The organism is Pseudogulbenkiania sp. FW507-F1 (assembly GCF_058781125.1).
Window position 1 is genome coordinate 1 of the sequence record NZ_JBYSWM010000030.1, and the last position, 20,211, is coordinate 20,211.

20 protein-coding genes and 2 tRNA genes are annotated in these 20,211 nt (G+C 62.8%); 19 read left to right on the forward strand and 3 right to left on the reverse strand.

The window, feature by feature from the left end; translation table 11 throughout:
- Positions 1 to 29: 29 nt before the first annotated feature.
- The gene (gene dcd, locus AC3WG5_RS16060; RefSeq protein WP_492569558.1) at positions 30 to 599 is read right to left on the reverse strand and encodes a dCTP deaminase; all 570 of its coding nucleotides are present in this window, start codon (positions 597 to 599) and stop codon (positions 30 to 32) included.
- Between the two features lie 217 nt (positions 600 to 816).
- On the opposite strand from dcd, the gene bfr reads away from it, so the two are divergent.
- The gene (gene bfr / locus AC3WG5_RS16065) at positions 817 to 1,284 is read left to right on the forward strand and encodes a bacterioferritin (RefSeq protein WP_492569559.1); all 468 of its coding nucleotides are present in this window, start codon (positions 817 to 819) and stop codon (positions 1,282 to 1,284) included.
- Between the two features lie 336 nt (positions 1,285 to 1,620).
- Here bfr and AC3WG5_RS16070 read toward each other — a convergent pair whose 3' ends face one another.
- The gene (locus tag AC3WG5_RS16070; protein WP_492569561.1) at positions 1,621 to 2,613 is read right to left on the reverse strand and encodes a recombination-associated protein RdgC; all 993 of its coding nucleotides are present in this window, start codon (positions 2,611 to 2,613) and stop codon (positions 1,621 to 1,623) included.
- A 93-nt stretch (positions 2,614 to 2,706) separates the two neighbouring features.
- Between AC3WG5_RS16070 and AC3WG5_RS16075 the strand changes: the two genes are divergently transcribed.
- Together AC3WG5_RS16075 and AC3WG5_RS16080 are read left to right on the forward strand one after the other, a co-directional pair.
- Positions 2,707 to 2,783 (forward strand) — tRNA-Pro (locus AC3WG5_RS16075).
- 58 nt (positions 2,784 to 2,841) lie between these two features.
- Positions 2,842 to 2,917: transfer RNA gene (locus AC3WG5_RS16080), tRNA-Thr, on the forward strand.
- Between the two features lie 152 nt (positions 2,918 to 3,069).
- Here the strand turns inward: AC3WG5_RS16080 and AC3WG5_RS16085 are convergent.
- Positions 3,070 to 3,855 carry an SPOR domain-containing protein gene (locus AC3WG5_RS16085; protein WP_492569563.1) on the reverse strand — a complete coding sequence of 262 codons (786 nt, stop codon included), beginning with the start codon at positions 3,853 to 3,855 and terminating at the stop codon, positions 3,070 to 3,072.
- Positions 3,856 to 3,985: 130 nt separating this feature from the next.
- On the opposite strand from AC3WG5_RS16085, the gene ndk reads away from it, so the two are divergent.
- From ndk to gspG, 16 genes are all read left to right on the forward strand, one after another.
- The gene (ndk, locus tag AC3WG5_RS16090; RefSeq protein ID WP_008955069.1) at positions 3,986 to 4,411 is read left to right on the forward strand and encodes a nucleoside-diphosphate kinase; all 426 of its coding nucleotides are present in this window, start codon (positions 3,986 to 3,988) and stop codon (positions 4,409 to 4,411) included.
- A 60-nt stretch (positions 4,412 to 4,471) separates the two neighbouring features.
- On the forward strand, positions 4,472 to 5,566 hold the full coding sequence (gene rlmN, locus AC3WG5_RS16095) for a dual-specificity RNA methyltransferase RlmN (RefSeq protein WP_008955070.1): 1,095 nt from the start codon (positions 4,472 to 4,474) through the stop codon (positions 5,564 to 5,566).
- The gene (pilW, locus tag AC3WG5_RS16100) at positions 5,563 to 6,300 is read left to right on the forward strand and encodes a type IV pilus biogenesis/stability protein PilW (RefSeq protein ID WP_148282994.1); all 738 of its coding nucleotides are present in this window, start codon (positions 5,563 to 5,565) and stop codon (positions 6,298 to 6,300) included. The genes rlmN and pilW overlap by 4 nt, the downstream gene beginning before the upstream one ends.
- A complete protein-coding gene (locus tag AC3WG5_RS16105; RefSeq protein ID WP_492569565.1) occupies positions 6,300 to 7,181 on the forward strand; it encodes a RodZ domain-containing protein in 882 nt (293 codons plus the stop codon). Before pilW ends, AC3WG5_RS16105 begins: the two co-directional genes overlap by 1 nt.
- A gap of 12 nt (positions 7,182 to 7,193) precedes the next feature.
- Complete coding sequence (ispG, locus tag AC3WG5_RS16110) at positions 7,194 to 8,474, forward strand: flavodoxin-dependent (E)-4-hydroxy-3-methylbut-2-enyl-diphosphate synthase (RefSeq protein ID WP_482584300.1); 1,281 nt, start codon at positions 7,194 to 7,196, stop codon at positions 8,472 to 8,474.
- Between the two features lie 29 nt (positions 8,475 to 8,503).
- A complete protein-coding gene (gene hisS / locus AC3WG5_RS16115) occupies positions 8,504 to 9,775 on the forward strand; it encodes a histidine--tRNA ligase (RefSeq protein WP_492569567.1) in 1,272 nt (423 codons plus the stop codon).
- Positions 9,776 to 9,794: 19 nt separating this feature from the next.
- On the forward strand, positions 9,795 to 10,424 hold the full coding sequence (locus tag AC3WG5_RS16120) for a YfgM family protein (protein WP_492569569.1): 630 nt from the start codon (positions 9,795 to 9,797) through the stop codon (positions 10,422 to 10,424).
- Between the two features lie 3 nt (positions 10,425 to 10,427).
- Entirely contained in the window at positions 10,428 to 11,570 is a 1,143-nt protein-coding gene (gene bamB, locus AC3WG5_RS16125; protein WP_014088087.1) for an outer membrane protein assembly factor BamB, read from the forward strand.
- Between the two features lie 12 nt (positions 11,571 to 11,582).
- Entirely contained in the window at positions 11,583 to 12,974 is a 1,392-nt protein-coding gene (gene der / locus AC3WG5_RS16130; RefSeq protein ID WP_014088086.1) for a ribosome biogenesis GTPase Der, read from the forward strand.
- A 246-nt stretch (positions 12,975 to 13,220) separates the two neighbouring features.
- On the forward strand, positions 13,221 to 13,481 hold the full coding sequence (gene hfq / locus AC3WG5_RS16135; RefSeq protein ID WP_008955078.1) for an RNA chaperone Hfq: 261 nt from the start codon (positions 13,221 to 13,223) through the stop codon (positions 13,479 to 13,481).
- A gap of 87 nt (positions 13,482 to 13,568) precedes the next feature.
- Positions 13,569 to 14,705: a ribosome rescue GTPase HflX gene (hflX, locus tag AC3WG5_RS16140; RefSeq protein WP_492569570.1), complete on the forward strand. Its 1,137-nt coding sequence runs from the start codon at positions 13,569 to 13,571 to the stop codon at positions 14,703 to 14,705.
- Positions 14,692 to 15,906 (forward strand): FtsH protease activity modulator HflK, encoded by a 1,215-nt coding sequence (gene hflK / locus AC3WG5_RS16145; RefSeq protein ID WP_492569572.1) that lies wholly within the window; start codon positions 14,692 to 14,694, stop codon positions 15,904 to 15,906. Before hflX ends, hflK begins: the two co-directional genes overlap by 14 nt.
- 3 nt (positions 15,907 to 15,909) lie before the next feature.
- A complete protein-coding gene (hflC, locus tag AC3WG5_RS16150) occupies positions 15,910 to 16,791 on the forward strand; it encodes a protease modulator HflC (protein WP_492569573.1) in 882 nt (293 codons plus the stop codon).
- 100 nt (positions 16,792 to 16,891) lie between these two features.
- Positions 16,892 to 18,043: an ATP phosphoribosyltransferase regulatory subunit gene (locus AC3WG5_RS16155; RefSeq protein WP_014088082.1), complete on the forward strand. Its 1,152-nt coding sequence runs from the start codon at positions 16,892 to 16,894 to the stop codon at positions 18,041 to 18,043.
- Positions 18,044 to 18,077: 34 nt separating this feature from the next.
- Positions 18,078 to 19,373 (forward strand): adenylosuccinate synthase, encoded by a 1,296-nt coding sequence (locus AC3WG5_RS16160; RefSeq protein ID WP_492569575.1) that lies wholly within the window; start codon positions 18,078 to 18,080, stop codon positions 19,371 to 19,373.
- A gap of 413 nt (positions 19,374 to 19,786) precedes the next feature.
- Complete coding sequence (gene gspG / locus AC3WG5_RS16165) at positions 19,787 to 20,200, forward strand: type II secretion system major pseudopilin GspG (RefSeq protein ID WP_173387084.1); 414 nt, start codon at positions 19,787 to 19,789, stop codon at positions 20,198 to 20,200.
- Positions 20,201 to 20,211 lie beyond the last annotated feature (11 nt).

Sequence of the window (20,211 nt, forward strand, 5' to 3'; positions counted from 1 at the left end):
CGGGAGGGCTGGGCTGAAAACCGGCGTATTCACGGTTTCGGCAGGGTGACCCCGCTTTGCCCCATGTACTTGCCGTCACGGTCGCGGTAGGACACCGCGCATTCCTCGTCAGACTCGAAAAACAGCACCTGTGCAACGCCTTCGTTGGCGTAAATCTTTGCCGGCAGTGGAGTCGTGGTGGAAAATTCGAGGGTGACATAACCTTCCCATTCCGGTTCGAACGGCGTCACGTTGACGATGATGCCGCAGCGCGCGTAGGTCGATTTGCCGAGACACACGGTCAGCACGCTGCGCGGGATGCGGAAGTACTCCACGGTGCGCGCCAGCGCGAACGAGTTGGGCGGAATGATGCAATAGCCATCGCCCGACACTTCGACGAACGACTTCGGGTCGAAATTCTTCGGGTCGACGATGGTGCTGTTGATGTTGGTGAATACCTTGAATTCGTCGGCACAGCGGATATCGTAGCCGTAGCTCGAGGTGCCGTAGGAGATGATCTTCTGGCCGTCGCTGATCTTGATCTGGTTCGGTTCGAACGGATCGATCATGCCGTCCTGCTCAGCCATGCGGCGGATCCACTTGTCGGATTTGATGCTCATTGTCGGAAGGGCGCTCGGGAAGGCGCTGGGGAGAGTGACGATCGGCAGATTTTACCCTTCCGTCCGCCATCTAGGCCAGTGTACCGAGGAGCTAGTCCGGATGGGGCGGTGTTTTGCTGACAATACGCCTTCGTCATCCTACAATCCGCCCTGATTTTATTCACTTTGGCAAGCGCCGGCTCGCCCCCCGGCTCTGCCTGTCAGAGGACGTCTACACATGCAAGGTCACCCCAAAACCATCGAGTTGCTGAACGCTCTGCTGGCCGAGGAACTGTCGGCCGCCGACCAGTACTTCATCCACGCCGAAATGTACAAGGATCAGGGGCTGCAGCAGCTGTTCCAACGCATCGACCATGAGCGCGAGGACGAACTGGGACATGCCCGCATCCTCATTGCCCGCATCCTGTTCCTCGGCGGTGTCCCAAACGTGGCGAAGCGCGTACCCATCGTGGTCGGCCAGGACGTGCCGGCCATGCTGCGAAGTGATCTCGAGGTCGAGTACCGAGTGGGCGACTTGCTCAAGTCGGTGATCGCACACTGCGAGAGCGTGCAGGATTTCGTCACGCGTAACGAGCTGATGGTGCTGCTGGAGGAAACCGAAAACGATCACGCGCACTGGCTGGAACAGCAGCTCAAGCTGATCGAGCTGACCGGCCTGGAAAACTACCAGCAGTCGCGCATGTAAGGCCAAGGTGGGCAGAAACGGGCAGGGGAGCCCACGTCCCCCCGTCTGTTTCTGGCCATGGTAGCGCTAACCCTTAGGGGGATCTCGCCCGTGCGTGATCTGTTCGGCAGGGCGTGGCCGTAGCGAATGTGCCGACCCGCCTTGGGGCAGGCACAAGCGGGTCGGCGCTTCCTTCGCCTCGTCCACGGCACCGGCCTATTGCCCCATGTCTCCGTTACGGCGTGCCCTGCGTCATATGGGAGGGCGCGGCAATACCCCGGTAAGCTGACCAGGGGGGGGCTATCAGTAAAAAAGAGCCGGATTTCCGGCTCTTTTCGGTCGAGGGCTATAACGCGCTCATTCCTCCCACGGCACATCCACCGCTTCCGTGCGGGTTGCCGCACTCGCGGAGGCAGCCGGGGGAGGCGCCGCGGCCGAGCTGGCCTGCTGCGCCTCTTCCAGCCCACCCAGGGCCTCGACCAGCTCGTCCACCAGTTCACCCAGCTCTTCCACCATCAGTGTGAAGGTGGCCTCGAACAGGCTGTCGCGATCGTCCCCGGCCTGGCTCGCTTCTTCCTGCAGGACATCGAGGAACTGTAGGCGTTTCAGTTGCAGCGTGTCGGTCAGCACGAAACGGATACGTTCGCGCCAGATCAGGCCGACCCGCGTCACCTGCTTGCCGGTGGCGATGTGCTGGCGGATTTCATCGGCGGTCAGGTCCATGCGCGTGCAGCGGATCACCGCGCCGTTCTCGCTGCTGTCCTTCAGCTCGCATTCGGCGTCCAGTTCGAAACCGGCCGGTGCCTCGCCTTCGGCCAACCAGGCCGTCATCGCGGTATGGGGGGCGATCTGGGTACGCGGCAAGGCGGCGGGGAAGGGCGGAAGCGCTTCGCGCAACTTGCTGACCAGGGCCTCCGACTTGCTGGCGGTGGCGGAATTCACCATCAGCCATTGTCGGCGTCCATCCAAGTAAGCGTTGAGGCGGTGGCTGCGCACGAAGGCGCGTGGCAGCAGGTCGTCGGTCACCTGTTCCTTGAGGGCCAGCTTTTCCTTGCGGCCGACCTTGCGCAGTTCCTTGTCCTCGATCTCCGCTACCTTGGCATCGACAAACTCGCGGATTACCGATGCCGGAAGAACCTTGTCTTCGCGCTTCAGGGCGACCAGCTGGCAGCCGCGGGCGCTGTACACCGGCGACTCCTGGTGGCCTGCAGCGGTCACCCAGCCCTCGCTGAACCAGTCCAGGCCGCTGCAGTGAAGAAACGGTTTTTTCTCCAGTGCATCAGTCAGTTGCGCCACTTCGGGGATGGCATCCCCGTTCAAACGATAAAAAGATAGTTGCTTAAACCACATATTTGCCCGATAATGCGCGTCCTCTGAGGCCGAACATTGTATCGCAGAAGCGGTGCCTGACGGTGAATAACTTGGAGTCGCGAAAATCGAAATCGGGGTGTAGCTTAGCCTGGTAGAGCGCTACGTTCGGGACGTAGAGGCCGGAGGTTCGAATCCTCTCACCCCGACCAGATTCGAAAAAGCCTTGATGCGCAGTATACGTCAAGGCTTTTTTACCAAGTTTGGTTTGCCGGTATAGCTCAGTTGGTAGAGCAGCGCATTCGTAATGCGAAGGTCGGGGGTTCGACTCCTCTTACCGGCACCATATAGAAAAAAGCCTGGCGGCAATGCCAGGCTTTTTTTATTTCCGGTTGTTTGGCCTGAGTCCGCTGCCGTGGGGCGTGTTGTCGCGGCGGTGCCTGGGCGGTGTTTGTCGGCCGCGGGTCGTGTCTTCCCGGTGATTCTTGGCGGCGGGGGTTATTGTGTCAGCGGCGCTAGCAAGGGGCTGTAGCCCAGTTGGCGCAGCTTGCTCATGGTTTCCTCGGCTTCGGCGCGGGTGCGGAATGGTCCGACGTGTACTTTCGTCTCGGTATGGGCTTCGATGCCGTTGGCTTTGAGCGTTTCGACCAGTTTCTGCGCGTTGCCCAGGCTTGTGAACAAGCCGAGCTGCACCTTGTAGCCCAGCGAGGAGCCTGCCGGTCTGGCCTTGCTGACGGGCGCAGGAGCGGGGAGAGGTTCGTTCTGGGGCTGCGGCTTGAAGGCTTGGGGGGGTATGCGGCTCTCCTCCTTGCTCTCTTCTTTTGCCTCCGGAGCCGTTTTGGCCGTTGGAGCGGGAGTGATGATCGGTGTCTTGGCTTGAGGCGGGGTGGTCGGTGCTTTCGCATGGATGGCCGCGACACCGGGGGTCTTGCTGGTGTCCGGAGCGGGCGGGGCGATATGGCCCGATGGAGTCGGGCTGGCCGGGGCCGTTTGCGGCGTGGGCTGGCTGGCTTCCATCGCGGCCGGTGCGCTGCTTTCAATCGCGGCGGGGGGCTCTGTCGCAGGGGCTGACGCGACATTGGCGATCTTGCCCGAACTGCCTTGTGGTTCGGTGGCCGTCATGGCGACTTCGTCGCGTTTGCCGAAATGGTCCAGAACCGGGATGGCGGCCAGCGCCAGCGCTACCAGGCCGCCGGCGATGAGCAGGCGCTTCTTCAGTTTTCGACTGATATCTTTTTCTTCGCCGCCTTTGGGCGGAGGGGGTGTCTGGGTGTCTGGGCTCATTGTGCTTAAATTTTGTGCAGCAAAGGCTTGAAAAGGCTGGTAAAGTACCGGGTTCCTCAGAATTGGGTAGCCCGAATGGCTAGGCTGCAAACTAGTTTAGCCATTTGTCTTGGAATTAGGGAGATTTTTTATGGCAATTGAACGCACTCTGTCCATCATCAAACCGGACGCCGTAGCGAAAAACGTTATCGGCAAGATCTACGATCGTTTCGAGTCGGCCGGCCTGAAAGTTGTCGCCGCCAAAATGAAGCAACTGTCGCGCGCCGAAGCCGAAGGCTTCTACGCTGTGCACAAAGAGCGTCCTTTCTTCAACGACCTGGTGAGCTTCATGATCTCCGGCCCGGTCATGATCCAGGCGCTGGAAGGCGAGAATGCCGTCCTGAAGAACCGCGAACTGATGGGCGCGACCGATCCGAAGAAAGCTGACGCCGGCACCATCCGCGCCGATTTCGCCGAGTCGATCGATGCCAATGCCGTACACGGTTCCGACAGCGTTGAAAACGCTGCTATCGAAGTGGCCTACTTCTTCGCCGCTTCCGAAGTTTGCTCGCGTTAATTAGCCGTATCGCTGTACCGGGGTGGCCGCCATGGCGGCTGCCCTGTCAATGAGGATTGCATGAAAACCAACCTGCTCGACTTCAATCTGGCCCAGTTGACCGATCACTTTGCCGCGATGGGCGAAAAGCCGTTCCGCGCCAAGCAGGTGATGCGCTGGATGCACCAGATGGGCGAGGCCGATTTCGACGCCATGACCGACATTGCCAAGAGCTTGCGTTGCAAGCTGCACGAGTCGGCCGAGGTGCGCGTGCCCGACCTGATGGTCGAACAGGCTTCCAGTGATGGTACCCGCAAGTGGCTGCTCGACGTCGGCACCGGCAACGGTGTCGAAACCGTGTTCATCCCCGAGGATGATCGCGGCACCTTGTGCATATCATCCCAGGTGGGGTGCGCCCTCGAATGCACCTTCTGCTCCACCGGTCGCCAGGGTTTCAACCGTAACCTGTCGACCGCCGAGATCATTGGGCAGCTGTGGTGGGCCAACAAGGCGATGGGAGTGACGCCGAAGAATGAACGCGTCATCTCCAACGTGGTCATGATGGGTATGGGCGAGCCTCTGGCCAACTTCGATAACGTGGTGTCGGCGCTGCAGATCATGCTGGACGACCACGGCTACGGTTTGAGCCGTCGCCGCGTCACGGTGTCGACCTCTGGCATGGTGCCGCAGATGGACCGTCTGCGCGAAGCCTGCCCGGTGGCGCTGGCCGTCAGTCTGCATGCACCGAACGATGCCATTCGCGATGTGATTGTGCCCATCAACAAGAAATACCCGCTGCGCGAACTCATGGCAGCCTGCCAGCGCTACCTGGAAAAGGCCCCGCGGGACTTCGTGACGTTCGAGTACGTGATGCTTGACGATGTCAACGATAGACCTGAACATGCTCGCCAGTTGATTGAGCTGGTGAAAGATGTGCCGTGCAAGTTCAACCTGATCCCGTTTAATCCGTTCCCGAACTCGGGTTACGAGCGTTCCAGCAACAACGCCATTCATCGCTTCCGGGAGATACTGCAAGAGGCGGGGTATGTGGTGACGGTGCGCAAGACGCGCGGCGACGATATCGACGCCGCTTGCGGCCAGCTGGCGGGGCAGGTGCAGGACAAGACGCGACGCAAGACAAAGTGGATCCGAATCGAGGAGGATGGTGCGGCATGAAGAAAGGGCAAATGTGGCTTGCTGGATGCTTGATGGCTTTTGGCATGACTGTATTTGCTGCCGCACCGACCAACGAACTGGCTCAGATCCGCACCCAACTGGCCGTGGAGTATTCCCGGGTCGGTAATTACAAGGCGGCGCTGCTGTCCGCCGATCAGGCCATCGCCGCCGATCAGCGCTACGTGCCGGCTTACCTAGCCAAGGCCTATGTGCTGACCTTGCTGAAGGTGGATGGCGACGCCGAGCAGAATTACCAGAAGGCCTTGGCGATGGAGCCCGCCAATCCGGAAGCCAATAACAATTACGGCGAATTCCTGTGCGACCACGGGCGTGCTCAGGACGGCATGGGCTATTTTGCCAAGGCCCTGGCCAATCCGCTGTACGACACCCCGCAGACCGCCTACCTGAACCTGGGGCGGTGCAGTGCCTTGCTGGGGCAGAAAGCCCAGGCCAACGACTATCTGTTGTCGGCCCTGCGCGTTTCTCCTAATTATCCGCCCGCGCTCAAGGAACTGGCGGCGCTGCACTTTGGTCAAGGTAACGCCAAACTGGCCGCGTTCTATTTCGATCGCCTGGCCGACAACGTTGGCGAGATGCCGGCCGACGTGTTGTTGTTGGGGGTGAAAATCGCCCGCAAGACCAATGAGCAGGGCAAGGCCGATCTCTATGCCGCAAGGCTCAAGAGCCGATATCCCGATTCGAAAGAAACGCAAGAGTTGTTGAGTGGTCTTTGATGGAATCACAAACCGAACAGAATAGTACCCTGCCGCCAGACCGCGATAGCGTCGGGGCGGCGCTCAAGGCGGCCCGTGAGGCTGCCGGTCTTAGCCTGGGTGAGGTGGCGGACCGGCTCAAGCTGTCGCTCAAGCAGTTGGAGGCGATCGAGGCCGACCGTTTCGAGGCGTTGCCTGGTGCCGCCTTCGTTCGTGGCTTCGTGCGTAATTACGCCCGGTTTCTGGGCCTGGATGCCGCACCCTTGATGGCTCGGCTGGAGGAACGGTTCCCCTCTTCCGTCAAGGAGGTGGCGAATCTCTCCAAGGAGGTCGAGGCGGCTTCCGTGGTCAGCGAGCCGGAGGAAACGTCCGGACTGCTGGGGAAGCGGGCGATCCTGCTGGTTCTGGTGGTCGTCTTGGCCGCCGGTGCCTTCTGGTTTGCCCGCCCAGGGTCCGAGCCGGCCAAGGACGAAGCCAAACAGGACCTGGCTCCGATGCTGACCGAACAGTCGACGGCTTCGACCCCGGTCGAGGCCGAGCCTATCAAGGACGCATCGGCTGCGGTGACGGCTCCCGCACCCGTTCCCGTCCCAGCTGCGAAGCCGGCTCCCGCCGTGGCGGCTGCGCCGGCATCCGCTCCCGTCTTCGCGCCGCCCACGGCGGGGGGGGGTACGGTCAAGCTGGTTGCCAAGCAGGATGCCTGGGTGTCGGTGATCGATGGCAGCGGCAAGAAACTGGTGTTTGAGACGCTCAAGGCTGGTGCCGCCAAAGAAGTGGTCGGCCAGCCCCCGTTCAAGCTCACGGTCGGCAACGCCACACAGGTCGATGTGTCCTTCAACGGCCAACCGGTGGTGATGACCGGCAAGATTCGCGGTACCACCGCCAGACTAGAACTCAAGTAGGTAATCTGTCACATGGATAGCGTGCTGATCGCGCGACGCCCCACCCGTCAGGTACGAGTGGGGCATGTTATTGTCGGCTCCGAGGCGCCGGTGGTGGTGCAGTCGATGACCAATACCGATACCGCCGATGCGGCCGCGACCGCCCAGCAGGTATTCGAGTTGGCCGAAGCCGGCTCGGAACTGGTGCGCATCACGGTGAATTCCCCCGAGGCAGCAGCGGCGGTTGCCGAGGTGCGCCAACGCCTCGACGACATGGGCTGCAACGTGCCGCTGGTGGGCGACTTCCATTTCAACGGCGAGCGTCTGCTGCGCGACTATCCCGATTGCGCCCGTGCCCTGGCGAAGTACCGCATCAACCCCGGCAACGTCGGCAAGGGCGCCAAGGGCGACGACAAGTTCGCCTACATGATCCGTGCCGCCATCGAGTACGACAAGCCGGTGCGTATCGGCGTCAACTGGGGCAGTTTGGACCAGGCCCTGGCGGTACGGTTGATGGACGAGAACAGCCGCCGTGCCGAGCCGCTGGCACCGGACGCGGTAATGCGCGAGGCGCTGATCGTGTCGGCGCTGGAGAGCGCGGGTAAGGCGATGGAACTGGGGCTGCCGGCCGACAAGATCATCCTGTCGTGCAAGGTCAGTCATGTGCAGGACCTGATTTCGGTGTACCGCGATCTTGGCCGGCGCTGCGATTTTCCGCTGCACCTGGGCCTGACCGAGGCCGGCATGGGCTCGAAGGGCATCGTCGCCTCGACCGCGGCGCTGTCGGTGTTGCTGCAGGAAGGCATTGGCGACACCATCCGCATCTCGCTGACCCCGGCGCCGGGCGAGTCGCGCAACCGGGAAGTGGTGGTGGCGCAGGAAATCCTGCAGACCATGGGGCTGCGCTCGTTCACCCCGCTGGTGACTGCCTGCCCCGGCTGCGGCCGCACCTCCAGCACCTTCTTCCAGGAGTTGGCGGACAGCATCCAGAGCTATCTGCGCGAGCAGATGCCGGTGTGGCGCCTGCAATACCCGGGCGTCGAAGACATGAAAGTGGCCGTGATGGGCTGCGTGGTGAACGGCCCGGGCGAGAGCAAGCTGGCCGATATCGGCATTTCCCTGCCGGGCACCGGCGAAGTGCCGGTGGCGCCGGTCTATGTCGACGGCGAGAAGAACGTGACCCTGAAGGGCGATACCATCGCCGCCGATTTCAAGGCGCTGGTCGACGATTACGTGCGCACCCGCTACGGCGAAGGCGGGGCCAAGCGCCGCGAGGCCGCCGTGCGCACGATACCGATCAAGACGGTCGGCTGAACCGAATAAAGACTGAGAAGAAGCGAGCAATGACGCAAAAGATCCAGGCCATTCGCGGCATGAACGACGTGCTGCCGGCCGATTCGCACCAGTGGGAGTATTTCGAGAACATCCTGCGCGGCTGGCTGGCCGATTACGGCTACCAGAACATCCGCACGCCGATCGTCGAGGAAACCCGGCTGTTCGTGCGTTCCATCGGCGAAGTGACCGATATCGTCGAGAAGGAAATGTATTCCTTCACCGACAGCCTGAACGGTGACAGCCTGACGCTGCGCCCGGAAGGCACCGCCGGCACCCTGCGTGCCGTGGTCGAGCACAACCTGCTGTACAACGCCACGCAGCGTCTGTGGTACATGGGCCCGATGTTCCGTCACGAGCGTCCGCAGAAGGGGCGCTATCGTCAGTTCCACCAGATCGGCATCGAGGCGCTGGGCTTTGCCGGGCCGGATATCGACGCCGAAATCATCCTGATGACGGCCGACCTGTGGAAGCGCCTGGGCCTGGCCGACAGCGTGGAGCTGCAGCTCAACACCCTGGGCAACAAGGATGAGCGTGCGGCACATCGTGAGGCGCTGATTGCCTATCTCGAGCGCCATCACGACATGCTGGACGAGGATGGCAAGCGCCGCCTCTACAGCAACCCGCTACGCGTGCTGGATACCAAGAACCCGGCATTGCAGGAAATCTGCAACGCCGCGCCGCGTCTCACCGACTATCTGGGCGATGAGTCGCGTGCCCATTACGAGGGCTGGAAGGCGATGATCGACGGCCTCGGCATCCGCTACGTGGAGAATCCGCGTCTGGTGCGCGGGCTCGACTACTACAACCAGTCGGTGTTCGAATGGGTGACCACCGAGCTGGGAGCGCAGGGTACGGTGTGTGCCGGTGGTCGTTACGATGGTCTGGTCGAGCAACTCGGCGGCAAGCCGGCTCCCGGCATCGGCTTCGGCATGGGCCTGGAGCGGGTGATGCTGCTGTTGCAGGAAAAGAACCGCCTGCCGGCATCCCGCGGCGTGGACGTCTACCTGGTGCAGCAGGGTGCTGGCGCGCCGCTGTACGCCATGCAGCTGGCGGCCAGCCTGCGTGCCGCCGGCCTGTCGGTGATCCAGCACTGCGGCGAAGGCAGTTTCAAGTCGCAAATGAAAAAGGCCGACGGCTGCGGCGCGCAGTTTGCCGTGATCGTCGGTGAAAACGAAGTGGCCAACGCCACGGCGGTGGTCAAGCCGTTGCGCCTCGAGGCCACTCAGGAAACCGTCGCGCTGGCAGCGGTGGCCGAAACCATCACCCGAATCAAGGCTTGAAAACATAAGGGGGAACGCGATGGCGTTCGACTTGCAAGAACAAGAACAGATCGACGAGCTGAAGGCCTTCTGGGCGCAGTGGGGCAAGTGGATTTCGGCGGCGGTGTTGGCGGCGGCGCTGGGCTACCTGGGTACCAAGGGCTGGACCTACTACCAGCAGTCGCAGGCCGAGAAGGCCTCGGCCGTCTACGACGAGGTGGTGGGCGCGGCGCAGGCGGGCGACCTGGCCAAGATGAAGAGCTCGATGTCAGTGTTGCAGAGCGATTACGGGCGCACCGCCTACGCCAGCCGTGCCGCCTTGCTGGCGGCCAAGACCGCCTTCGACAAGCAGGATCTGGCCTTGGCCAAGTCGCAGCTGACTTGGGCCGCGGAGCATGCCAAGGAGCCTGCCTTGCAGGCGGTAGCTCGCCTGCGTCTGGCGGCGGTGCTGCTCGATGAAAAGCGCTACGACGCCGCCATTGCCGAGCTGAATCAGGAGCATGTCAGTGCCTACGATGCCCTGTTTCTCGACCTGAAAGGCGATGTTTACGCCGCCAAGAGCGACAGCAAAGCCGCGCGTGACCAGTACCGCTCGGCCTTAGCCAAGCTGGCGGGGGATTCGCCCAACCGCCAGTATATTCAGACCAAACTTGATGCCCTGGGAGGCTGAGCGATGCGCTGTCGTGTACTGGTTTCTGCCCTGATTTCCGCCAGCGTGCTGTCTGGCTGCGCCAGCTGGTTTACCAGCTCCACACGTGTCGAGCCGACGCCGTTGCAGGCGGTGCGCGTGGAGCAGCCGCTCAAGCTCAAATGGTCCGATTCGGTCGGCGATGTCGCCCATGGCGGTTTCCTGCCGGTCTACCAGAACGGCAACGTGGTGGTGGCCGAGGCCCGTGGCCACATCGAGGTATTCGACGCCCTGAGCGGGCGCAAGGTCAGCGAACTGGCTCTCAAGCGCGAGCTGAGTGCCGGCCCCGGCGTGACCGACACGCTGGTGCTGGTGCCGACCACCGATGGCCGCCTGCTGGCGGTCGATCGTTCCAGCGGTGCGGTCCGCTGGGAGCAGACGCTGACCAGCCTGGCACTGGAAGCGCCGCAGGCCGGCAGCGAGGTGGTCACGGTGCGCACCAACGACGGCCGGGTAACCGGCTTCGCTTTGGCCGACGGCAAGCAGCTGTGGTCGGTGTCCCGTGTCTTGCCGCAGCTGACGGTGGAAAACAATGGATCGCTGCAGCGTGCCGGGGACGAGGCCATCCTGGCCGGCCAGGCCGGTGGCCGTCTGGTGGTATTGAGCCCGAAGAACGGCAACGTGCTGTGGGAGGCCAGTGTGGCCAGTCCGCGCGGGGCCACCGAACTGGAACGCGTCACCGACGTGGTGTCGCGCCCGGTGTTCGACGCCGGCCAGGTGTGCGCCGTGGCGTTCCAGGGGCGGGTGGCCTGCTTCGAGGCGCGCGGCGGCAACCTGCTGTGGGCGCGTGACGTGTCGTCCAGCCACGGGCTGGCGGTCGATGCGCGCAATGTGTATGTCACCGGCGATGATGGCAGTCTGTGGGCGTTCGACCGCAGTACCGGCCGCAACATCTGGAAGCTGGATGATCTGAAGTATCGCAACGTGTCGGGTCCGGCCATGCTGGGCCGCTACGTGCTGGTGACGGATGGCGAAGGATATGCCCATCTGGTCGCCGCTGACAGCGGCCGCATTGTGGGTCGCACCAAGGTCGGGACCGAACGTCTGACCGGACAACCGGTATCGCTGGGCGATACGGCGCTGGTATTAGGCCGTAACGGTCGCCTGGCCATGCTGTCACTGGAATAAAGCAGTCTCTTGATGAAACCAACTGTAGCCCTGGTCGGCCGACCCAACGTCGGCAAATCGACCCTCTTCAACCGCCTGACCCGCAGCCGGGATGCCCTGGTGGCGGATCAGCCGGGTCTGACCCGTGATCGTCATTACGGTCATGGCCGCGTCGGCGACAAGCCTTACCTGGTGGTCGACACCGGTGGCTTCGAGCCGGTCGTGGACGAAGGCATCCTGTTCGAAATGGCCCGCCAGACCCTGCAGGCGGTCGACGAGGCCGATGCCATCGTGTTTCTGGTCGACGGCCGTACCGGCATCACGCCGCAGGACAAGATCATTGCCAATCGCCTGCGCCAGAACGATCGCCCGGTATTCCTGGTGGTCAACAAGGCCGAGGGCATCAGCCAGTCGATCGCCGGGGCCGAGTTCCACGAGCTGGCGCTGGGCGAGCCCCTGGCGATCTCGGCTGCGCATGGCGACGGCGTGCGCGAGCTGATGGAGATGGTACTCGAGCCGTTCCCGGCCGCCACCGACGAGAAGGAGGTGCGCCATCCCAAGTTCGCCGTGATCGGCCGCCCCAACGTCGGCAAGTCGACGTTGGTGAACGCCATCCTGGGCGAAGAGCGGGTGATCGCGTTCGACCAGGCTGGGACCACGCGCGACAGCATCTACATTGATTTCGAGCGCGACGACCACACCTATACCATCATCGATACGGCCGGGGTGCGCCGTCGCGGCAAGGTCAACGAGACCATCGAGAAGTTTTCGGTGATCAAGACCATGAAGGCCATCGAGGATGCCAATGTGGCCGTTCTGGTGCTGGATGCCCAACTCGATATCTCGGAGCAGGATGCCACCATCGCCGGCTTTGCGCTGGAGGCGGGGCGGGCGCTGGTGGTGGCGGTCAACAAGTGGGACAACATCGATACCGAGCAGAAGGAACTGGTCAAGCGCGAGATCGCGCGCAAGCTGGGTTTCCTCGACTTTGCCAAGTTCCATTTCATCTCGGCCATCGAGGGGCGCGGCATCGCCGACCTGTTCAAGTCGATCGACGAAGCCTACCGCGCCGCCATGGTCAAGCTGGCAACGCCCAAGCTGACTCGGGTGCTGGAGGTGGCGGTTGAGCGCCAGGCGCCACCGAGGGTCGGGCAGGTGCGGCCGAAAATGCGTTATGCTCACCAAGGCGGCATGAATCCGCCGATTATCGTGATCCATGGCAACGCGTTGACCAAGGTGCCGGATAGTTACACCCGTTACCTGGAACATACCTTCCGCAAAGTGTTCAAATTGCAAGGAACGCCGTTGCGGGTACAGTTCAAGTCGGCGGAAAACCCGTTCGACAGCGAGAAGGAAAGCAAGGGTGGCAAGCCCGGCAAACTGGTGACGCTGGGCAAGAAGGGCAAGCTGCGCAACAAGCCTTGAGGCGCGTCGCTGGCCGTATCGGACCGGGTTGTCGCGGTGTTGGCCGCAGTGTGGCCGGGAGTCTCCGGCCTGAGAGGTGCCGAATAGTTTCCGGGCTGCGGCGGTGTTCACACCGCCGCAGCTCGCCTGTCTGTTGAAACTGGTTCGTAGTACGCCCGCCGCTTTTCTGCTAGAAAGATAGCTGGTTCTAGTGGTCGGGCTGATACAAGATTTTCAATACAACAATCATCGATTCGGAGAAAACGAATGAGCTCTAAAGGGCAAATGTTACAAGACCCGTTCCTGAACACCCTGCGCAAGGAACATGTGCCGGTGTCCATTTATCTGGTTAACGGTATCAAACTGCAAGGCCAGGTCGAGTCTTTTGACCAGTATGTGGTCCTCTTGAAAAACACGGTAACCCAGATGGTTTACAAGCATGCCATCTCCACCGTCGTGCCGGCCCGCCCGGTATCCATTCCGCACGAGCAGCCTGCTACTCAGAAGTCCGAGCAGCAAGACGCTTGATTGCTTACGCAAACCCCGAAAGGTTGGCCGGGTTCCCCATGAACGGGGGCCTTCCAGCCTTTCTTTTTGTGAGTCCGGTTATCTCAGGTGTTTGACCGTCCCGATTTAGGTGATCAGGCCATCATCGTGTGCCTGGATTTCGGTGACCCCGATTTCCAGGAAAACGTTGATGAGTGCGTCGATCTCGTCAAGAGTGCTGGCGTCGAAGTCATGGGTCTGATCCATGGCAAGCGCCAGCGTCCCGATGCGGCCCTCTTTGCAGGCAAGGGCAAGGTCGAGGAAATCGCGGCGCTGGTGCGCGTGACTGCGGCCAACGTGGTGATCTTCAACCATCAGCTCTCGCCCGGTCAGGAGCGCAACATCGAGCGCGTGCTGCAATGCCGGGTGATCGACCGCTCCAGTCTGATTCTGGACATCTTCGCCCAGCGCGCGCGCAGCCATGAGGGCAAACTGCAGGTCGAACTGGCGCAATTGTCGCATCTGGCGACACGACTGGTACGCGGCTGGACCCACCTGGAGCGGCAGAAGGGCGGTATCGGCCTGCGTGGTCCGGGTGAAACCCAGCTGGAAACCGACCGCCGCTTGCTCGGCAACCGCGTGAAGCTGCTGAAAACGCGGCTGGAGCAGGTGCAGAAGCAGCGCAAGACGCAGCGCCGCGGGCGTCTTCGCAACGGCATCGCCTCGGTGTCGATCGTGGGCTATACCAACGCTGGCAAGTCGACGCTGTTCAACGCGCTGACCAAGGCCAAGAGCTACGCCGCCGACCAGCTGTTCGCCACGCTGGACACCACCAGCCGCAAGCTGTACCTGAACGAGCAGGCCTCGATCGTGGTGTCCGACACGGTGGGCTTCATCCGCGATCTGCCGCATACGCTGGTGGCAGCGTTCCGCGCCACGCTGGAAGAAACCGTGCAGGCCGATCTGTTGCTGCACGTGGTCGATTCGGCCAACCCGATGCGCGACATGCAGATCGAAGAGGTTAACCGCGTGCTGGAGGAAATCGGCGCCGACGAGATTCCGCAGCTGATCGTCTGGAACAAGGGCGATCTGCGTGGACTGGAGCCGCTCATCGAGCGCGACGCCGACGGCGTGCCGCAGGCGGTGCGGGTTTCGGCGCTGACCGGGGACGGCCTGGAACTCCTGCGCGAGGCTCTTGCTGAACGGGTGCAGCTGCTTGCCCCCCCTCACTCTAGCGAAGATAGAAACAATAATGTCGCAGCATGATCCCAAGTGGGGACGGCGTCCGAACGACGGACCGCCGGACCTTGACGAACTGTTCCGTAAACTCAACCAGAAACTGGCCCGCCTGCTGGGGGCCAAGCCGTCCGGCAAGGCACCGGAGCCGCGCACCGCGTTCAAGGGGGGCGTTGGCGCCGCATTGGGCGTGGTGGTGGCACTGTGGCTGGCCAGCGGCTTTTACGTGGTGGATGCGCGCGAAGAGGGCGTGGTGCTGCGTCTGGGGCGTTATCACCACACCACTGAAGCGGGGCTGCAGTGGCACCTGCCGTACCCGTTCGAGAAGGTGGAGATCGTCAATCTGACCGAGGTGCGCAGCATCGAGGTGGGCTACCGCAGCAGCGCCAAGAACCGGGTGCCGGAAGAGTCGCTGATGCTGACCGAGGACCAGAACATCATTGATGTGCAGCTCTCGGTACAGTACGACGTGCGCGACGCCAGGGCGTTCCTGTTCAACAATGCCACCGGCGATCGCGACGCCAAGGACATCGTCAAGCAGGCCGCCGAGACCGCGATCCGCGAGATTGTCGGCCGCAACAAGGTCGACTTCGTGCTCAACGAGGGGCGCGCCCAGATCGCGGCGGAAACGCAGCGACTGATCCAGAGCGTGGTCGACCGCTACGCCCTGGGCGTGCACATCGCCAAGGTGAACATCAACGACGTGCAGCCGCCGGGAGAGGTGCAGGCGGCGTTCGAGGACGCGGTCAAGGCGGGCCAGGACAAGGACAAGCTGCGCAACGAGGGGCTGGCCTACGCCAACGACGTGGTGCCCAAGGCCGAGGGCTTGGCCGCTCGCCTGACCGAGGAGGCCGAAGCCTACAAGCAGCGCGTCGTGGCGCGCGCCGAGGGCGATGCCGCCCGCTTCAAGCAGGTGTTGTCCGAGTACAACAAGGCGCCCAAGGTCATGCGCGACCGGCTCTACTTCGACATGATGCAGCAGATCATGACCAGCAGCAGCAAGGTGCTGGTGGACCAGAAGGGGGGCAGCAACCTGCTCTACCTGCCGCTCGACAAGCTGATCCAGTCGACCGGACCGGGCAACGGTGCCGCGGCCGCTCCGGCCAGCCCGGCCCCCGCAGCGCCGGCGCCTTCCCGTGCCGAACCGAGCGCACCGCCCGCTGCGGCTACTCCGCCGCGGGAAGGACGGGATGTGACCCGGGGACGTGACATGTTCGGAGCGGAGCGCTAAGCCATGGAAAAAATGGTATCTGTAGTCGTGGCGATCGGCAGCCTGCTGTTGCTGGCCAGCCTGTCGCTGTTTACCGTTGACCAGCGCCAGTTCGCCCTGCTGTTCCAGTTTGGCGAAGTGGTGAAGATCGTTACGCAGCCGGGCATCCACTTCAAGGTGCCGCTGATGCAGGATGTGCGCTATTTCGACCGTCGGGTGCAGACCATCGACGCCGAGACGCCGGAACTGTTCAATACGCGCGAGAAGAAGAACGTGCTGGTCGACAGTTTCGTGAAGTGGCGCGTGATCAACGTCGAGCAGTTCTACAAGAGCGTCGGCGGCAACGAGGCGGCGGCCGTGGCGCGTCTGCGACAGACCATCAACGACGGCCTGCGCGCCGAATTCGGCCAGAAGACCGTTGCGGACGTCATTTCCGGGCAGCGCGATCAAGTCATGGAGGTTGTTCGCAAGCGTGCCGACGCGGATGCGCGTAAAATCGGGGTAGAAATTCTCGATGTGCGCTTAAAGCGCGTCGATTTTCCGGATAAAATCAGCAGTTCGGTCTACGACCGCATGCAGTCCGAGCGCCGCACCGTGGCGAGCCAGCTGCGTAGCGAGGGCGCCGCCGAGGCCGAGCGCATCCGTGCCGAAGCCGACCGCAAGCGCGAGGTGACCCTGGCGGAAGCCTATAACAAGGCGCAGCAGGTCAAGGGCGAGGGTGATGCCAAGGCGGCGGCGATCTACGCCGAAGCCTACGGCAAGAACCCCGAGTTCTACGCCTTCTGGCGCAGCATGGACGCCTACAAGGAGTCGTTCAGGAACAAGAGCGACGTGCTGGTGCTGGATCCGTCCAGCGAGTTCTTCCGTTACCTGAAGAACCCGCAGGTGGCCGGCAAGGCCAAATAACAATCTGACGATAATCGTGACCGGCCGAGACGTTTTCGGCCGGTTTGCTGACGGCAAGGCGGGGCAACCACCCCCGCCTTTTATTCTGTACTGAGTACTTATGCGCAACTGGCTGCTCCCCGAACATATTGCAGATATCCTGCCCGCCACCGCGCGCCAGGTCGAATCGGCCAAGGCCGCCATGCTGGAGCTGTTCCGCACGGCCGGCTACGAGCTGGTGTTGCCGCCGCTGATCGAATACGCCGATGCCCTGGTGTCGGAAGGCGATAGCGCGCTGGATATCAAGACCTTCAAGCTGGACGATCATCTGTCCGGCCGCCAGCTCGGCCTGCGCGCCGACATTACCCCGCAGGTGGCGCGCATCGATGCCCATCTGCTGTCCAACCGCACCGGCGTGACCCGGCTGTGCTATGCCGGCAGCGTGGTGCACGCCCGCCCGAGCGGCCTGATGAGTTCGCGCGAACCCTTGCAGGTCGGGGCCGAGCTGTACGGCTACGCCGGCATCGAGGCCGACCTCGAGATCATCGAGCTGATGCTGGCCACGCTGCGCCAGGTCGGGGTCGACAAGCTGCGCCTGGACGTCGGTCACATCGCCATCTTCCGCGGCCTGGCCGCGGCGGCGGGCCTCGCGGCCGAAGACACGCGCGAGCTGTTCGGTGCCTTGCAGTCCAAGGACATCGCCACGGTGCGCGAATTGGTGGCCGAGGTTGCCGAGCCGTACAAGAGCGCCTTCCTCGCCTTGCCGGAGCTGTATGGCCCGCGCCAGGTGCTCGACAAGGCGCGCACCCGGCTGCCGTCGTTGCCGGAGGTGGAACTGGGGCTGATGCAGCTCACCGCTATCGCCAACGCGCTGGACGGGCAGGTGGAGCTGAGCTTCGACCTGGCCGAGCTGCGCGGCGATTTCTACCACACCGGCCTGATGTTTGCCGCCTACGCCCCCGGCTGGTCCGAGGCGCTGGCGCGCGGTGGACGTTACGACAACGTCGGCCGCAAGTTCGGCCGGGCTCGCCCGGCGACCGGCTTCAGTCTCGACCTGCGCGATCTGGTGCGCATCCTGCCCGAGCGCGACGCCGCGCAGGGCATCCGCGTGCAGGCGCGCGACCTGGCCGCCGCGCGTGACGCCGTGGCCGCGCTGCGTGCCGGCGGCGAGCGGGTCATCATCGATTACCTGGGGGAATCGGCCGTGGCGCTGGATTGCGACCGCGAGCTGGTCTTGGCCGCCGATGGCTGGCAGGTGGTTCCGTTTAACTGAGTTTTAGTGTTTGACAGAGAAGAGGTTCTTTCCAATGTCCAAGAACGTTGTCGTGATCGGTACCCAGTGGGGTGACGAAGGCAAGGGCAAGATCGTTGACTGGTTGACCGATCACGCCCGTGGCGTGGTGCGTTTCCAAGGTGGTCACAACGCTGGCCACACCCTGGTGGTGGGTGGCAAGAAGACCGTGCTGCGCCTGATCCCGTCCGGCATCCTGCGCGAAGGCGTGGACTGCTTCATCGGCAACGGCGTGGTGCTGTCGCCGGAGGCGCTGCTGAAGGAGATCGACGAGCTGGAAAGCGCCGGCATCGACGTGGCTTCGCGCCTGAAGATCGCCGAGAACTGCACGCTGATCATGCCGTACCACGTGGCACTGGACCAGGCGCGTGAAGCGGCCAAGGGCGCCGGCAAGATCGGCACCACCGGTCGCGGCATCGGCCCGGCCTACGAAGACAAGGTGGCGCGCCGCGCGCTGCGCGTGATCGACCTGTTCGATGCCGAGCTCTTCGCCGCCAAGCTGAAGGAAAACCTCGACTACTACAACTTCCAGCTGACCCAGTACTTCAAGTCCGAGCCGGTGGACTTCACGTCCACGCTGGAAACCACCATGCAGCTGGCCGAGCGCATCAAGCCGATGGTGGCCGACGTGTCGCGCACGCTGTATGACCTGAACAAGGCCGACGTGCCGCTGTTGTTCGAGGGTGCCCAGGGCACGCTGCTCGACATCGACCACGGCACCTACCCGTTCGTGACCTCGTCCAACTGCGTGGCCGGTGCGGCCGCTCCGGGTGCCGGCGTGGCGCCGCAGATGCTCAACTACGTGCTGGGCATCGTCAAGGGCTACACCACCCGCGTCGGTTCCGGGCCGTTCCCGACCGAGCAGGAAAACGACATCGGCGCCTTCCTTGCCAAGCGCGGCAACGAGTTCGGCTCGGTGACCGGCCGTCCGCGTCGCTGCGGCTGGTTCGACGCCGCAGCGCTGAAGCGCTCGATCCAGATCAACGGCGTGTCCGGCCTGTGCGTGACCAAGCTCGACGTGATGGACGGCCTGGAAGAGATCCTGCTGTGCGTCGGTTACAAGATCGACGGCAAGGAAGTGGACATCCTGCCGTTCGGCTCGGAAGCCGTGGCCAAGTGCGAGCCGATCTACGAAACCATGCCGGGCTGGAGCGACTCCACCTTCGGCGTGAAGAAGTGGGATGACCTGCCGGAAAACGCGCGTGCCTACCTGACCCGCATCGCCGAAATCTGCGAGGCGCCGGTCGACATCATCTCCACCGGCCCGGACCGCGAAGAGACCATCGTGATGCGTCACCCGTTCGGTCTGTAAGACTGTTGCGAGGTTGGCCGAAGAACGGACCCCACGGGGTCCGTTTTTTTTTTTGCCCTCGTGTCGCCTTCCGGGCCGGCATTCGTCCCCGGTTGCGTTCCCGGGCCGGTTATTGTCGCCCCTGGCGGAGGCGGCGCACGGCTGAATCGGGTGGCGGCAGGGGCAGGGCACTTTCTGTCAAATGAGTAAGGGCTATCCAACGTCATTTCTTTAAAAATGATTTAAATCACAATTCATCTATAGAAAAAAGTGAGGGGGGCACCTATAACGAGATCAATGTGGTTTCTGTCGTTAGTGTAGTAATAAATTGTGAAAACTTGGAGTGTCAGCAGCGAGGGGCGCTGAAAGATGCCTCAGGCTCCAAGACGGCTGGAAGGAGCGAGGGCGTGGAGGCAGAGCGGGTGTCCTGTGTCATGAAACACCGCCTGGAGCGAGGCTTTACCTTGCTGGAGCTGCTGGTGGTGATGGTGATCATCGGCCTGCTGGCGGGCTATGTCGCCCCGCGTTACTTCGCCCAGGTGGGCAAGGCGGAGGTCAAGACGGCGCGTGCGCAGATCGATGCGCTGGAGAAGGCCCTGGACCAATACCGCCTCGACACGGGCCATTATCCCTCTTCTGAACAGGGCCTGAATGCGCTCTATACCCGGCCCAGCGACGAGCCCAAATGGGAGGGGCCGTACTTGAAGAAGGGGGTTCCGCTGGATCCGTGGGGCACCGCCTATCAGTACCGCAAGCCGGGTGAGCACGGTGAATACGATCTGTTCAGCTACGGCAAGGATGGGCAAGCCGGTGGCAGCGGCGAGGATGCTGACATCGGCAACTGGTAGGACGACAGCTC

What these genes read in the sequence shown, in the direction of transcription:
- hisS (WP_492569567.1), top strand. Translation starts at nt 8,504, where the DNA reads ATGACGCAAAAGATCCAGGCCATTCGCGGCATGAACGACGTGCTGCCG.
- ispG (WP_482584300.1), top strand. Translation starts at nt 7,194, where the DNA reads ATGGATAGCGTGCTGATCGCGCGACGCCCCACCCGTCAGGTACGAGTG.
- bfr (WP_492569559.1), top strand. Translation starts at nt 817, where the DNA reads ATGCAAGGTCACCCCAAAACCATCGAGTTGCTGAACGCTCTGCTGGCC.
- AC3WG5_RS16105 (WP_492569565.1), top strand. Translation starts at nt 6,300, where the DNA reads ATGGAATCACAAACCGAACAGAATAGTACCCTGCCGCCAGACCGCGAT.
- AC3WG5_RS16070 (WP_492569561.1), bottom strand. Translation starts at nt 2,613, where the DNA reads ATGTGGTTTAAGCAACTATCTTTTTATCGTTTGAACGGGGATGCCATC.
- bamB (WP_014088087.1), top strand. Translation starts at nt 10,428, where the DNA reads ATGCGCTGTCGTGTACTGGTTTCTGCCCTGATTTCCGCCAGCGTGCTG.
- hfq (WP_008955078.1), top strand. Translation starts at nt 13,221, where the DNA reads ATGAGCTCTAAAGGGCAAATGTTACAAGACCCGTTCCTGAACACCCTG.
- AC3WG5_RS16085 (WP_492569563.1), bottom strand. Translation starts at nt 3,855, where the DNA reads ATGAGCCCAGACACCCAGACACCCCCTCCGCCCAAAGGCGGCGAAGAA.
- AC3WG5_RS16120 (WP_492569569.1), top strand. Translation starts at nt 9,795, where the DNA reads ATGGCGTTCGACTTGCAAGAACAAGAACAGATCGACGAGCTGAAGGCC.
- ndk (WP_008955069.1), top strand. Translation starts at nt 3,986, where the DNA reads ATGGCAATTGAACGCACTCTGTCCATCATCAAACCGGACGCCGTAGCG.
- hflK (WP_492569572.1), top strand. Translation starts at nt 14,692, where the DNA reads ATGTCGCAGCATGATCCCAAGTGGGGACGGCGTCCGAACGACGGACCG.
- gspG (WP_173387084.1), top strand. Translation starts at nt 19,787, where the DNA reads ATGAAACACCGCCTGGAGCGAGGCTTTACCTTGCTGGAGCTGCTGGTG.
- pilW (WP_148282994.1), top strand. Translation starts at nt 5,563, where the DNA reads ATGAAGAAAGGGCAAATGTGGCTTGCTGGATGCTTGATGGCTTTTGGC.
- dcd (WP_492569558.1), bottom strand. Translation starts at nt 599, where the DNA reads ATGAGCATCAAATCCGACAAGTGGATCCGCCGCATGGCTGAGCAGGAC.
- AC3WG5_RS16160 (WP_492569575.1), top strand. Translation starts at nt 18,078, where the DNA reads ATGTCCAAGAACGTTGTCGTGATCGGTACCCAGTGGGGTGACGAAGGC.
- AC3WG5_RS16155 (WP_014088082.1), top strand. Translation starts at nt 16,892, where the DNA reads ATGCGCAACTGGCTGCTCCCCGAACATATTGCAGATATCCTGCCCGCC.
- der (WP_014088086.1), top strand. Translation starts at nt 11,583, where the DNA reads ATGAAACCAACTGTAGCCCTGGTCGGCCGACCCAACGTCGGCAAATCG.
- hflC (WP_492569573.1), top strand. Translation starts at nt 15,910, where the DNA reads ATGGAAAAAATGGTATCTGTAGTCGTGGCGATCGGCAGCCTGCTGTTG.
- rlmN (WP_008955070.1), top strand. Translation starts at nt 4,472, where the DNA reads ATGAAAACCAACCTGCTCGACTTCAATCTGGCCCAGTTGACCGATCAC.